A 14,272-nucleotide genomic window follows, 5' to 3' on the forward strand; every position below is an offset into this window, starting at 1 on the left:
CGAGGGGACGCGAGTCCCCTCGCGGAGACTCAGAGGGACGCGGTGTCGAGCCAGTGGGGGTTCTTGGTGGTCCCGTCGAACTGTTCTGAGGTCTTGAATTTCTCGTAATCACCCTCTTTTCCGGCGGGCGCGGTGCGCGCGAGGAGGGTGTCGACGGACGCCTTCGCCAGGGGCTTGAACTGGTAGGCCGCCGCGAGGGCCTGGTCGAGCACCCCCACGCTGTCGCACCCGGTGATGACCACCGAGGTGGGGAGGTTCATCGCGTAATGCAGGCATTCGGTGGCCGTGGCCGTCTTGCTCTTCAGGATCGCGCCAGAGCCGAGCGGCTTCATGCCGAGCACCCCGATCTGGTGCTCGGTCAGCACCGGCAGCACCTGCCGCTCGAAGCTCTTGTAATGGGGATCCATGACATTGAGCGGCATCTGCACCGTATCGAAGGTGAACCCATTGTCGAAACCCAGCTTGAGCATGGCCAGGTGAATCGCTGGATCCTTGTGTCCGGTGAAGCCGATGTAACGGATCTTGCCGGCCTTCTTCGCGGCGAGCAGCGCTTCCATGGTCCCCCCGGGCCCGAAGCACCGGGCTGGATCCTCCATCCGGATGATCTCGTGGATCTGGACGAGGTCGATGACGTCCGTGCGGAGCCGTTGCAGCGACTGCTCGAGCTGCTTCGTGGTGGCGTCGCTGGTGCGGCCATCGATCTTGGTCATGAGAAAGACCTTCTGCCGGTAGCCGTCGGCGAGCGCCTTCCCCATCCGGATCTCGCTCTGGCCTTCGTTGTAGTCCCAGCAGTTGTCCATGAAGGTGACCCCGTGGTCGATGGCATGGCGCACGATGCGGATGCTCTCCTGCTCCTCCTTGGGGACGGCGATGTGGAAGCCTCCCAGACCGACGAGGCTCACTTTTTGCCCGGTGCGCCCCAGGGTGCGGGTGGGCATCACCCCCCCGGCGGGGAGCTTGATGTCGCCCTGCTCGGGAGCTCCCGGCAGAGGTCCCTTGGGTGCACCCGGAGAGCACGCGGCAAGTGCCACGCCAGCGCCCAGGGTCTGCAGAAACAGTCGCCGTGAGGGGTGAGCAGGCATGAATTCCTCGGGTTGAACAGGAGCGGGACCGAGAAAGCAGCAATCGGGCCGTCCACCTTCCACCCCCCCCGGCCGACCCTGAAGGCCGGACTGCCTTGCTCTCCTCCCGACCTGCCTTGCTCTCCTCCCGACCTGCCTCTCTCCTTATGAGCGACGCGCCTCCCTCCCGACACGCGCTTGCCTTCCTCCCGGTGCCGTCCGCCCCGAGCGCTGGTTCGTGTGCGTCGCTCGCCGTGATTCGCGGTGAGCTGCGCTCTCGTCCCTTACGCGCCGGACGCGGAGGGGGCAGAATCTGAGCGCCCCGCATGTCACGCGAGCCAACCTTGTGAACCGCACCGGCCACCCCATCTACCTCGACTACAATGCCTCCACGCCGGTGCCACCGCGCGTCCGCGCCGCCGTGCTGCGGGCGCTGGAGGAAGGCTTCGGCAACCCCAGCGCAGGCCACCCTTACGGGCGGCGGGCGCGCGACATGGTGGAGCGCGCGCGCGCCCAGGTCGCGGCGCTGCTCGGCGCTGCTTCGGACGAGATCTTCTTCACCAGCGGAGGCACCGAGGCGAGCAACCTCGCGCTCCGCGGCGTGCTGGGCTCCGTCCCCGTCGGCGCGCTCGTCACCACCACCATCGAGCACCCGGCCACCCAGGAGACCGCGCGCCTCCTCGAAGCGGCGGGCGTGCAGGTCGTCCGCGTGGCGCCGGGTGTCGACGGGAGCGTGGGCGCCGAGCAGGTGGCCAAGGCGCTCTCCTCGGTGCAGGCGCGGCCCGCGGTGGTCAGCGTGATCATCGCGCAGAACGAGACGGGTGTGCTGCAGCCGGTGGCGGAGATCGTCGAGCGCGTACGCGGCAGCGGCGTGCTGGTGCACGCGGACGCGGCGCAGGCGGTCGGCAAGATCCCCGTCGACGTCAAGGCGCTCGGCGTGGATCTGCTCTCCGTGGCGGGGCACAAGCTCTACGCCCCGAAAGGTGTCGGCGCGCTCTACGTGCGCCGGGGCGTGGCGCTGCAGCCGCTCCTGGTCGGGGGAGGGCACGAGCGCGGGGTCCGGGCCGGGACCGAGAACGTCTCCGGCGTGGTGGGGCTCGGCGAGGCGTGCGGCATGGCGCTCGAGTGCCTCGACGAGGAGGTGCCACGGCTGCGAGGGCTGCGCGACAGCCTCGAACAGCGCCTCGGGGAGGCAGGCTTCGTGGTGCACGGCGGCGGCGCAGCCCGGCTCCCGAACACCTTGAACGGGCGGTTTCCTGGCGTGCGGGGCGGCGCGCTCGCGGCGCGCCTCGCAGACGAGCTGGCCTTCACCACGGGCAGCGCGTGCCACGCGGGGAGGGAGGAAGCCTCTGCGGTGCTGCTGGCGATGGGGATCGACGCCGAGGACGCGCTCGGGGCGATCCGCTTGAGCCTGGGGCGGGGGACGACCGAGGAAGAGGTGACGCGCGCCGGGAACCTCTTGCTGAACGCTGCCGCTGCGCTGCGCGCGGCGTGACGAGAGCGGAGGGGACGGCGCGCTGAGCGCGTGCGACGTGCGGGGTGCGGCGTGCGGCGTGCGGGGTGCGCGTGCGACGTCAGTAACCGGTGCAGCTCACGGCTTCGAGACGCGCGTGGTAGTTGCTGCCGTAGTTGCTGTCCCAGTTGCCGTTGGCCTCGGCGGCGACCTCGATGTCCCAGGCGTTGAGCCTCCCCTGCTCGTTGAAGGCCCAGTAGAAGAGGTGCTCCTCGGTGGGGGAGGGGCCGCTGCAGAGCCACATGCCGCTGGAGTAGAGGGGATACTCGACCTCATCGCAGGCCGCGTTCTGGTTGTAGCCGCCGGGGCTGCACCAGAAACATGCACGCGGGCCCGAGTCGAGGAAGATGTAGGCGTCGTCGTTCACGCCGGCGTTCGCGCCGATGAAGGCGTCGTGGCCGTTCAGGCGGATGTAGATGTTGATGTCCTCGTCGGCGAACGTGTCACGCAGGTAGCCGTCGTAGGTGACGGTGAGCTTCATGTGATCGCCGTAGTCGACGTGATCACGGATGATCTCGAAGGGACCCGTGAGCGCCGTGTCCACCCGGCCACAGTAGTCGTAGCTGGGCGGGTAGTTCGATGCGTCGCTGGTGCTCGCGAGGGTGGTCAGGGTGAGCGCGAGCGGGATCGTGGCCGTGAGTATCTGGCGGATCATGAGAGGGCTCCTTGAACGGGGGGGTCGGTACAGCGCCTAGCGGACAGGGACACCGCGGGGCGGGCCGTCACCGCCACCAGGCGCCTCTGCCTTCTGGCGGGCGCGGGCGCGGATCCGCTGGCGGGCGGAGGGGCCACCGGGGTGTCTGACGGAGGCCGCGGCGCGGGCGATGAGCACCGCCAGGTGACGCGCCACCTCCTCGGAGGAGGCGGCCAGCACGTCGATGGGACCGTGGTCGGTGTCCAGCTCCACGGCCCAGGCGCTCCCCGTGCTGCGCACGTGCACGCCGTTCAGCTCTCCGAGAGGGATCCCGGCGCCGAAGCGCCCCTCGGGTTTGAGATCGATGGCGCCCACCCGGCTCACCCAGGGGGCGGCCACCACCCGATCGCGGGCGAGCCACAGGAGGGGGCTCGAGCGTGCCACGTACTTCGCCGAGAAGCGCGCCACCCCGAGGAAGGCGTAGGCGGTCAGAGAGACGAGCATCGCCGCGGCGCCCACGCCGATGGCGATCCCGGTCTCGTGGGCGGAGATGCTGCGCGCCACCTGGACCCAGAGCGGGGCTGACAGGACGAGGAGAACGAGGCCAATGATCACGTTGCGCGTCGCCGAGGTCCGGGGCCCGTCGTCCTCGTGATCGCGCAGCACCAGCGTCGTCCCCTCGGTGCGCAGCAGGAAGCGCGCTACGGACGCGGCGTCGAGCGGCCGTTGCTCCTCGCTCCCCTCGCGCTCCCCGTCGGGCTCCGGCAAGGGACGGTGGGCGATCGCGTCGGCTGGCTCGGTCCCGTGGGTCGTCTCCAGCGGCGCGCCGAGCGCCCGGGCCAGCCTGGCGCCGAACGCCTCCACCTGCGCCTCTGCGCGCGCCGCATCCAGGCCGCGCGTCTCGGCCACCAGCAGCCGCTTGCGCGAGGGATGGCGGCCATCGGCGCTCCCCTCTTCCTTCGCACCCCGGGCAGCCCCTCCGGCGAGGACGAGCCACGCGGACACGTGAGACCGCTTGCGGTCACACCCTGCCGCGTCACAGCAGGGCAGGCTCCGCGCCTCGATGGTGACGCGCGCCACCTCGGGCGTCTCCGCCTTGCTGCTGCCGTGGAGGCGCAGCGGGACCAACCGGAGCGTCGAGCCCTCCACCCGGAGCCACACCGGCTCCACGGGCGTGGGACCGTAGCCTTCCATGCCTGCGCCCATCTCTGGCGCGGCACGCAGCAGGACCGGCTTCGTCCCGCGCTCCGAGAGCGCCTTCGCCGCGCCCACGGGATCGGCGAGGCCATCGATCACGAGGTCCGAGGCGTCGCCGCCGAGCGCCGCGAGCGCCTTCGCGACCTCCGCTCCAAACGCCGTCACCGTCCTGGCTGCTGCGGCCATGATCGGTCCTTTGCCCTGGATCCGTGAGGCTGTAAAGAGAGGGTGACACCCTTCTGACGTCGTTCGCACGTCGTTCGCACGTCGTTCGCACGTCGTTCGCGCGTCGTTCGCGCGTCGTTCCGGCGCGTCGTTCTCGCCTCGTTCGGGCGCGTCGTTCTCGCGCCGTCCCGGAGCGGCTCCCGTTCAGGTCTTGGTGGGGGGCACGGACGTCTTGATGCTGCCGTCCATCAGCCCTTTCTCCAGCGCCTCCAGCCGGCTCTTCACCTCGGCCGGGACCTTGCTCTCCTGATCGTGGAAGGGGGCATAGCTGGCCTTCCCCTGGAGATTGCCGCCTTGCATCTTCCCCTCCCGGGCGAGCTTCAGGAGGTCGAAGGTGCCCTCGTCCACGCGCTTCATGGCGCTGGTGAGCAGCACCTTCTGTGCCTCGGGTACGGTGGCGTACTGATCGGTGTCCACGCCGATGGCGAGCGCGCCCTTCTCGGCCGCGCCGAGCAGCGCGCCGTTGCCGGTCTTGCCGCCGGCGCCGAAGACGATGTCCACGCCCTTGTCGATCATCGAGAGCGCCGTGGTCTTCCCCCACTCCGGGTCGGTGAAGGTCCGGTCGATGCCCACGTCGCTGTGGTAGACGAGGCTGATCTCGATCTCCGGCTTCACGTGCCGCGCGCCTGCCCGGAAACCCTCGCCGTAACGCCACACCGGCGGGACTGCGTCGGTCGCCATCACCGCCCCGATCTTGCCGGACTTCGTCACCATCGCCGCGAGGGCTCCCACCAGGAAGCCCGCCTTGTCCTCGGCGAAGACCAGGCTCGCCAGGTTGGCCTTCTCGGCGCCCGCGGGCTGGAGCTGGTCGACCCCGATGAACTTCACGTCGGGGTAGCGCACCGCAGCCGCCTGGGTCGCCTCGGCGAGCGCGTACCCCACCGTCACCACCGCGTCGTGGTGCTCCTCGGCGAACGTCCCGATGTTCTTCGCGTAGTCCTTCGCGTCCGTGGTCTCGATGTACTGGATGACGGCCCCGAGCTCCTTCTGCGCCCGCAGCGCGCCCTCCCAGGCCGACTGGTTGAACGACTTGTCGTCGACCTTGCCCACGTCGGTCACGAGCCCCACGCAGAACACCTCTGGTTTGCTGCAGTCGGGCCGGTCCGATTTCCTGGAGCTACACCCCGCGAGCAGCGCCACCACCGCGCTCAGCGCGGCCCCGACGAAGAACCTACGACGTGACATGAACCCTCTTTCGTGAAGCGTTTCCTCGCCCGTGACGCTCGCAACGCGCCTGTGACGCTCGCGCGGTTGCCCCCCTTCGCGCGGCCGCGATCACTCCTTCGGCGCCGGCGCTGGCAGGTTGCCGCGCTTCCGGATGTCCTCCTTGAGCTTGGCGAGGGCCTCGTCGTGGCGCTTCTGCGCCGCAGTGATGCGCTCTTCCAGACGCTCCGACGCATTCTTCGCCTGCTCCGCGGTGGAAGCGAGCATCGCCTTGCTGGCGGAGAACTCCTCGGCGCGCTTCGCGGCCGCCTTCTTCTCCTCGGGGGTGCGCCCCGCGCCTGCCTCGAAGGACCGCTCCGCCTCGATGGCCGTGTCGAGCTCGGCCTGCACCGCCTCGATCTCCTCCAGGATGCGCCGCAGCCGGAGCTTCTCCTCCACCATGGCGATGTGGACCGCGTAGCTCGCCGCCGCGATGTCGTCGGCCTGCTTCTCGAGCGCTGCCGCGTTCTCCTTGCCGAGGCCCGTCCGGTTCCGCTCGATGACGTAGTGCGCCTCGTTCCGGTCGCGGAGGCTCTGCTGGAGCTGCTTCTCCACGGCCTCGTCGAGCGCGTGTGCCGCGGCCCCGGACACGTCCACCTCGCACCCCTTCTGCTTGGCGACGTACTGCGCCGAGCCGGCCACCTTGCGGCTGATCTCGTCCTTGTTGTCCTTGAAGAACGCCGCGGCCCCCTCGGCGCGGCGCGCCCGCTCCACGTAGTCGTAGCTGCGCCCCGCCTGGTCGGCCTCCTCCACCACGCTCAGCGCCACGCCCCAGTCGGGGTCCTTGAGCTGCTCGGGGTAGCTGGGCACCTCGCCGGCGACGCGCGCGGCGGTCTCGTCCTGCTGGTTGATCCGCGCGGTGCTCCCGTTGAGCTCCTCGGGGTAGCGGGCGGCGTAGCCGCTCTGGCCGGCGGAGGAAGCGATCTGGGGCTCGGGCAAGGGCGCGCTGCAGGCCGGGAGGCCAAGCGCAGACGTCAGGGAGACGACCAGGGTGGCGCGTCGAAGGAATCGCATGGACGAGTCGTACTCCGATCGGGGGCGCGCTGGGTAGATCTGGTGCGCGCCGGATCCCCCCCACCCGGCGTTCCCCTCTGGCACTCCTCGCCCGAGCTACCTGCCCGAGCTACCTGCCCGAGCTGCCTGCCCGAGCTGCCTGCCCGAGCTGCCGTGATGCGCGCAGCGTGTCAGCCCGCGGGCGCTGCTGCACCCGGAGCGGCGTGGCTCGCCCAGTGCCACACCGTCCCCCGGTGCAGCGCGGCGTAGATCGTGTCGCGCAGCGCGTTGCACTCGGGATGCGTCAGCGTGCGATCGAGGGCGCGCAGCGTCACCCGCAGCAGCACGTTGCGCTGCCCTTGCCGGATCCCGAGCCGTGCCCGCGCCGCCTCCGGCAAGGCGTGGCAGGGCGTCTCCGAGAGCAGCGACACCGCCTCCACCACCTCCGCGCGCGTCCCCAGCGCCCCGCGCACCCGGTCTCCCAGCTCCTCCAGGGTGTCGTCACCCTCGACCACGAGCGACAGATCCCGGTGCACGGGCGGCATGGCCGACACCGCGTGGTAGGGCGAGAGATCCAGCATCTGCGCGGCGATCCGCGGGTCGGTCGCGCGGAGCGTACGGATGTCGTCGAGGCCCTTCCGCAGCATCACCAGGCGGTCCAGGCCGAGCCCCATGGCGAGGCCAGACCACGCCGCGGGATCCAGCCCGCTCTCGGCGAGCAGCGCCGGGAGCGCGAGGCCACACTCCCCGATCTCCACCCACGCCTCCGGCGCATCGTCCGACGACCCGCGCGACGACCCGCGCGAGGGCGCCTTGCCCTGCCGCCCCTCCTCCGGGCCGTGGGCGCTCACGTCGATCTGCAGCCCCCCTTCGGTGTACGGATGGCTCGTGGCCAGCGCGCGGTACGTGCGGCGCGCGCTTTGCGGGCCTTCCGCGAGGGCTCCTTGCACCACCCGATCGATCATCTCCCGCAGGTCTGCCTCGACGAGGGGTGGCCCCCGCCGGATGCGCCACAGATCGAGCTGGTGCGGCTCTCCGGTGTGCATCCGATCGATGCAATCGCGGCGGTACACCAGCCCTGGGCACGCCAGCAGGATGTCGTCCACGGGCTCGGCCGCGAGCGCGCGCAGCAGGCCGGGGATCATCGCCGACATCTGGGTGCGCAGCACCGCCGTGTCGCACACGTAACGCGTGTAGCGCGCATCGCGGGCGGCGCCGTCGGGCGGATAATGAAGACGGTCGTAGTTGTCGGCGAGCGACACGATGGGGCTCGCCCGGTGGACACGGACGGGGATCTGCCATGCTTCCTGCAGGGCAGAGAGCACCCCGTCGACGAGGTGTTGCATGGCGTGGGGACCGGACGAGGGATCAGCGAGATCGCGGACGGACAGGGCGCTGCGGACAGCGTCGGCACTCAGAATGTACGGGGACATGGCTGCACTCCGGATGAACGTCGACTCCCGTGCGCTGGCCTGGCCCGCCACGCGCACCGGGTCGCTACCCGGACGCGGAGCCGTGCCGCACCAGCGCGCCTGAGCAGTCCCCCCCTGGCCGGATCCGGGTGGGGCGTGGCGACGTGTCGCTTCAGCTCCCGAGAGGGGCGCGTACGTACGGTACGTCGACCCCTCGCCCGGACCGGGCCGGGGGGCCGATAAATCGACGTGCGTGCGCGAACGCGAGCATCCCGAGAAAAATATGCCCCCCGCCCGCGCCGGTCAACCCGCCCGTGCCGAGCGCGCCGCTTCCCCAGGCGGTCGCGGCGGTCGCGGCGGTCGCACGGTCGCGCTCACACCCAGAAAAGCCGCGCCTCTGCCGTGAACAGCAGCGCGAAGCGCAGGCGCTTCCCCGCGCTCAGCGGGGTCGCTCCGAGCAACCGCGCGCAGGAGAGGAGCGCCTCGGATCGGAGCTGCACCTCGGCGAGGCTCGTCGGGGGCACCTCCGTCCGGATCTCCAGGAGGTCGACGTGGGTCTCGCTCACCGCGACGAGATCCACGACGCCGCTCCGCAGCGAGCCGCCCTCCATGCCGGCGACGGGGTAGTCCGTGTAGAGCGTGACGTCGGGGTGCTCCCACAGCCCTTCGTTCCGGAGCGCCACCCGCGCGCGCGTCACGTCACGGCTCGCCTCGCCGAGCCGGCCCTTCAGCCCCGTCTCCCGCGCCACGATGCGCACCGCCCTTTCCGGCGTCGCCATGCCGTTCACCACCAGGTAGAGCGCGCGCCGCACCGTGGCCCCGAACGGGGGCTCGAAGCGACACGCGCGCGCCGTCTCTGGCGCACCCTGCCCGGGTGGCTCCGCCGGATCCTCGGGGAACACCGGGGAGAGCGCCTCACCACCCATGGTCCACAGGGCTTCCGGGGGAGGACGTGAACGCACTGCCGCGCGTGCCACCTCCTGGAACCTCCTGGCCACGGCGTCTGCCGGGACCATCGCGCTTGTCTTGAGCGCGCCGGCTTCCTCGGTGAGCGCTCCTCTCTCCTCGTCTTCCTCCGCAGCGTCTTCCTCCGCAGCGTCTTCCTCCGCAGCGTCTTCCCCCGCAGCCTGTGTTTTCCCCCTGGCGTGCTCTTTCCCCCTGGCGTGCTCTTTCCCCCTGGCGCGCTCCGGTCCCCACGGCGTCCACGCCGCTCCGGCGCCTTCCCGGTACACCGCGAACTCCACCACCACGGGGTCCACCCCTTCCCGCAGCAGCAGGTTCAGCAGACCCCCGTCGTTCACCCCCTCGGGCCGTGGCAGCACCAGCAGATCGCGCGCCCGCGTGATGGCGCGGTACGTGAGGTATCGCCGCTCCTGGAGCAGATCGTCGCGCGCCCGCGCGAGCGCTTCTTCTCCCCAGGTGAGCTGCCAGCCGCCCTCCATGGACAGCACGACGGCCCACACCCCCGAGCGCCCGTCGACCCACCACGCCCGCGTCGGGAGCCGCGGGCTCGCCCCGTGGAGCCCGGGCGCGTGCCCGTCCCACAGCGCCACCACCGGCGCCTCCATCCCGCCCGCCTGATGCGCCATCACCACCCGCACCTCCGCGCGCTCCGCGTCCTCGTCTCCGCCCTCCCAGCCTGGCACGCCCTCGCCGCCTTCCTCGCGTGTGTGACGCTCACCCGGGCGCTCCAGCCACCCCCGGAGCTGCGCCGTCGCGGCGTCGTAATCGAGCCCCTTGCGGGCCGCGAGCTCGCCGAGCGCGAAGCACAGCGCGTGCAACCTGCCGAGCTGCGCGGCCCCGTTCACGCCCCGCCCTGCCACCTCTCCGAACGCCGTCTGCGCCAGCAGATCCCGCGCCGTGGCGCCTGGCGCCCGGGTGAGCCTCCGCGCACGCAGCGCCTCGATCCGACCGAGCGCCGCTTCGACCCGCGCCACCGCAGGATCGACGCCCGCTCCCGCCAAACCTCCCGCCGAACCTCCCACCGGCTGCGCGCGCTCGACGTGCCCGACGCGCTCGACGCGCCCGACGTGCCCTACACCCTCGACGCCCTCGACGCCGGGCGTGGTGGCAGCGCGATGGCGCCAGAGATCGTCGGCGGTCAGCGCGAAGAAGGGCGGGCGTAGCAGCGCTGCCCGGGCCGCGCCATCGTCCGGATCGGCCAGCGCGCGCAGGCCGAGCAGGAAGCGCTGCACCAGCGGATCGTCGAGCGAGAGGCCCCCGCCGCCCCAGCCGGAGCGCGTGTGGGGCACGCCGCGCGCATCGAGCGCCTCGTACAGCGTGTCGAGGTGGGCACCGTCCAGCGCCAGCACCACGACGTCGCCGTATCCCGCGGGCCGCTGGCGCCCGTCCTCCGTGCGCACCTCGACCTCGCCGCTCTCCCCCAGCCACGCCAGGTAGGCCGCGAGCGCCCGGGCCTCCACGGCCCTCCACGCGGCCACGGGGGCGCGGGCCGCGCGCGACGCCAGCGCGAACGGGAGCACGTGCACCCCGCTCGTGAAGCCGGCGACGCCCTGCGCCGGGGCGTGGGCCGGATCGAGCCGTGGGGGGAGCGCGTCCTCGCCGGGAGCCGGCGACGCCTTGCTCAGCGCGGGGAGCAGCGCGGGCAGGCGCGCGGAGAGCCAGCCGGTGAGCGCCGGCGTGGCCCGGTGGCTCGTCGACAGCCGCAGGCGGCGTGCCCCGCTCTCCAGCGCACGCGCCCGCACCAGCGCGCCGGGCGTCTCCTCGGCGCGCGCCGGATCCAGGGAGGGCAGGGGATCCAGGGCCAGGGTGACCCGCCCGGCCCCCAGGACGACCTCGCGGGCGCTGCGGGCTCTCGCGCCCTCCTCGCCCAGGTACAGCACGATCTCCGCCTCCACCTGCCCGAGCTCGTGCAGGTCGTCGACCACCACGTGCCGGAAGAGCCCCTGCAGTTCTTCTCGTGCGCCCTGTGCGCCCCGCGCGCCCCGCGCGCCCCGCGCATCCGGGTTCGTGGCGAGCAGATCGCGCAGCTTCAGCAGCAGCTCGAGTGGATCGAGCGCCCGCCGGCGCCGCATCACCCGCTCGTGCAGCGCGAGCGCCACGGGCTCCAGCCGCGCCAGGCGCGCCGCGAGCTGCTCCTGCGCTGGCCCCAGCAGCTCCCGGAAGAGGGGCACCCCGTTCGGCCTCCCCCGGCCTTCCGACAGCGTCTTCCACGCCTCCCAGGCCACCGGATCCCCGTCGAACGACCGCCGCCGCGTCCTGTCCCGCAGCGCGCCCAGCGCCGGCTCCAGCGAGCGCAGGATGACCAGCGGCTCCACCTTGTCGCGCACCGACGCGGCGACGAGCGCGCACCCCTGGATCCACGCCGCCCCTGGCGAGGCCACGCCGACCGGCGCGGCGAGCGTCACCAGCGCGTCCACCGCCCGCCGAAAACGCTCCCTGTCGAAGGTGGGCCGGTCGTCGAGGTGGGGGCGGCAGTCCCGCCCGAGGATGAACCCCACCACCAGGTCCTCCAGCCCGAGGAGCCTCCCTCGCTCTCCCTCATCCCCGGACACCAGGAGCCCCAGCCGGAGCGCCTCCTGCACCGTCTGCTCCGCCTCCATCACCAGCGAGCGCGGCAGATCCTGCGCCTGCCGCGCCTCGACGGGCGTCCCTGCGACGAGCGGGCGTGCCTCCAGCGTCGCCGCCAGGGTCCCTAGCTGCGCGGCGTCGAGGAGCACCGCGAACGCCTCCCGCGCCAGCTCCGTCGGGTCGTCGACCAGCGCGTCCAGCGGCCCGAGCCCCACCTCCAGGGCCTTTCGCCGCAGCAGCCGTCCGGCGAGATCGGGCAGCGTCCAGGCCGGGACCGCCCCCATCCCCGCCAGCGCTGCCCGCAGCCGCGCCGCGCGCCGCGCGTGGGCCTCCTCCCTGCCCGGAGCAGCCTCCCTGACCTGCGCCTGCGCGAGCCCCTCGATCTCCGCCACGAGCCGCCCGCGCACCGCCCTCCGGAGCGCCGCCGCCTGCCGGGGACCTGCGCAGATCACCGCCACCTCCCCGATCTCCGGCGCCTCGTCCGCGCTCTCCGGCGCCTCGTCCGCCTCCTCTTCCGGCGCGATGAGCGAGACGATGCGCGCCGCGAGCAGCGTGGTCTTCCCGGTGCCGGCCCCCCCCTCGACCAGTACGCTCTCTCCCCGTGCGGTCACTGCCGTGCGCCGCGCGACCTCGTCGGACGGCGGCGGCGCCGGCGAGGCCGGGCGGAAGGCGTCGCTCACGGCGCAGGAAGCTCCCTTCCGTCACCGGGCACCTCGTCCGCGTGCTGCCCCTTCAGCCCCGCGAAACCCCGCAGCGCCGGTTGCATTGCAATGGCCAGCCGGCGCTCGCCACGCCCAATGGCCTCGTGCCCGCATACCGAGAGGAATGCGCAACGGCGACAGTCCTCCTGGCGCGGCGTGTGCGGGAAGGCCCGCGTCTGAAGCAGCTTGCCCAGCACCTCCAGCCATTGCTGCGCAGCGCCCGCGAGCACCTCGAAATCGTCGAGGTAGGGCCGCTCCGAGGGGACCTGCACCCCGGCGTACGACGTCGCCGCCGCCACCGTGAGCCCGAGCGACGCTGCCCGGTGCTTTGCGGCCAGGCCTGCCATTGCCACCGGCAGGTCGTGCTCGGGGAGCGGCGCCTCCGCGCCCCGCGGCGGGCAGCGCCCTGGTTGCAGATCGCGCACGAGGAGATGCCGGCGGTCCACATCCATCCGGAACGTCGTCCCCGCCACCCGGAGCGGCGACGTCCCTGCCGGCAGCGCCACCTCGAAGGGCTCCTCCACCTCCAGGAACTGGCGCGGCCTCCCCCCGCACCAGTCCTGCGCCAGGAACAGCCGCGCGTCTCTCCGGAGCCGCTCGCGCTGCTGCTCGCGCATGGCCATCCCCACCCTGGGCGTCATCGCGAGGTGCTCCGTGTACACCTCCCGCACCACCCCATCGAGCAACGTCTCCCAGGTGGGCAGGGGGCGCGCGCGCCCCCCGAACGCCTCACCGTGCTCCAGGTAGAACGCTTCGAGCGTCCGCCGCAGGAGCTTGCCGTGCGCCACGGTCCTCAGGTGCCGCCCCCGCGGCATGGCTCCCTTCGGCGTGAAGCCCAGCACCCCGCTCAGCAGAAACCGCTGCGGGCACCCGAGGAGATCCAGCAGCTCGGCCACCGTGATCGCCCGCTGCCCGGGCAACCCTGGCAAGGGGAGGTCCGGCGCATCGGGCGCGATCTCTCCCTCCCACCCTCCCTCGGCCAGCAGCGCCAGGACCTTCTCGGCAGCCACCTCGGCCCCCTCCGCCCCAGGCGCGCCTCCCCCGCTTGCCCCGACCGCCGCGTGCCCGTCTCCCCCCCCTCTCGCGCCTCTCGCGCCTCCCCCGCCTCCCGCGCCTCCCCCGTGCACGGCGATCTCCCTCCCGAGCGCTGCGGCCACCTCCAGGAGCACCGGGGAGGGCATCCGCGCCGCCCCGTCCACCCCCAGCCGCGCCGCGGAGAGCACCAGCGTTCGCCGCGTATCGCGCACGGCCCGGTCGATCTCGTGCAAGTCCAGCAGCGGCCGGTCCACGGCATAGGCGCGCCCCGGGAGCACCGGGTCCTCCTCGGGGGCTGCGGGCAGCACCCCCTCGGCGAGGCCGAGCACGCGGGTCGCCGCGAAGCTCAGCCCCCGGGCCTGCCGCGGCGTCCCCACGAACACCGCCGCGTCCCCGCAGCGACCCCTGGGCATGCGCGCCGCGTGCAGCGTCCGCACCACCTGGTCGAGCGCCGCCTCTCCCAGCAGCGTCCCCACCTTCGGGTCCGTGCAGAGCGGCGCGAGCGCGGTATTCACCGCCTCCAGCATCGCCTCGCCTCCCGGCAAGATCAGCCACCTCCGCGCGAGCGACCGCAGCGCCGGCCAGATCTGCCTGAGCGGCCCACCCTCCACGCAGAGCCGCGCGACCCCCCACAGCGCCCCCCGCGCCGGCTTCGTGGCCCGCATCAGCGCCGCGAGCCCCGTCCCCCACGACCCCTCCGGTTCCTCGCCTGCGGCCTCGTCCTCCTCCCTGGCCCCCCCCTGCCTGGCCCCCCCCTGCCTGGCCCC

Annotated in this window: 9 protein-coding genes; 1 reads left to right on the plus strand and 8 read right to left on the minus strand. The window is 72.7% G+C overall.

Going from position 1 to position 14,272, the window contains the following annotated elements:
- Positions 1-29 precede the first annotated feature (29 nt).
- Positions 30-1,082 (minus strand): aldo/keto reductase, encoded by a 1,053-nt coding sequence (locus CAP_RS34700; protein WP_081865578.1) that lies wholly within the window; start codon positions 1,080-1,082, stop codon positions 30-32.
- Between the two features lie 325 nt (positions 1,083-1,407).
- On the opposite strand from CAP_RS34700, the gene CAP_RS34705 reads away from it, so the two are divergent.
- Positions 1,408-2,556 (plus strand): cysteine desulfurase family protein, encoded by a 1,149-nt coding sequence (locus CAP_RS34705; protein WP_044248875.1) that lies wholly within the window; start codon positions 1,408-1,410, stop codon positions 2,554-2,556.
- Between the two features lie 79 nt (positions 2,557-2,635).
- Here the strand turns inward: CAP_RS34705 and CAP_RS34710 are convergent, their stop codons facing one another.
- The 7 genes from CAP_RS34710 to CAP_RS51345 form a co-directional block, all read right to left on the minus strand.
- Complete coding sequence (locus tag CAP_RS34710) at positions 2,636-3,229, minus strand: hypothetical protein (protein ID WP_044248877.1); 594 nt, start codon at positions 3,227-3,229, stop codon at positions 2,636-2,638.
- 36 nt (positions 3,230-3,265) lie between these two features.
- The gene (locus CAP_RS34715; protein WP_052376529.1) at positions 3,266-4,591 is read right to left on the minus strand and encodes a hypothetical protein; all 1,326 of its coding nucleotides are present in this window, start codon (positions 4,589-4,591) and stop codon (positions 3,266-3,268) included.
- 183 nt (positions 4,592-4,774) lie between these two features.
- Positions 4,775-5,815, minus strand: a complete 1,041-nt coding sequence (locus CAP_RS34725; RefSeq protein WP_044248881.1) for a BMP family lipoprotein — start codon at positions 5,813-5,815, stop codon at positions 4,775-4,777.
- A gap of 90 nt (positions 5,816-5,905) precedes the next feature.
- On the minus strand, positions 5,906-6,847 hold the full coding sequence (locus CAP_RS34730; RefSeq protein ID WP_156041411.1) for a hypothetical protein: 942 nt from the start codon (positions 6,845-6,847) through the stop codon (positions 5,906-5,908).
- Between the two features lie 170 nt (positions 6,848-7,017).
- On the minus strand, positions 7,018-8,259 hold the full coding sequence (locus CAP_RS34735) for a tRNA ligase subunit PheS family protein (protein WP_044248900.1): 1,242 nt from the start codon (positions 8,257-8,259) through the stop codon (positions 7,018-7,020).
- Positions 8,260-8,612: 353 nt separating this feature from the next.
- Positions 8,613-12,449, minus strand: a complete 3,837-nt coding sequence (locus CAP_RS34740; protein ID WP_044248885.1) for a UvrD-helicase domain-containing protein — start codon at positions 12,447-12,449, stop codon at positions 8,613-8,615.
- Positions 12,446-14,272: PD-(D/E)XK nuclease family protein (locus CAP_RS51345; protein ID WP_197041487.1), on the minus strand; the 1,827-nt coding region annotated here is incomplete at its 5' end. The genes CAP_RS34740 and CAP_RS51345, both read right to left, overlap by 4 nt.

The sequence above is a fragment of the Chondromyces apiculatus DSM 436 genome, from assembly GCF_000601485.1.
Lineage (GTDB): Bacteria > Myxococcota_A > Polyangia > Polyangiales > Polyangiaceae > Chondromyces > Chondromyces apiculatus.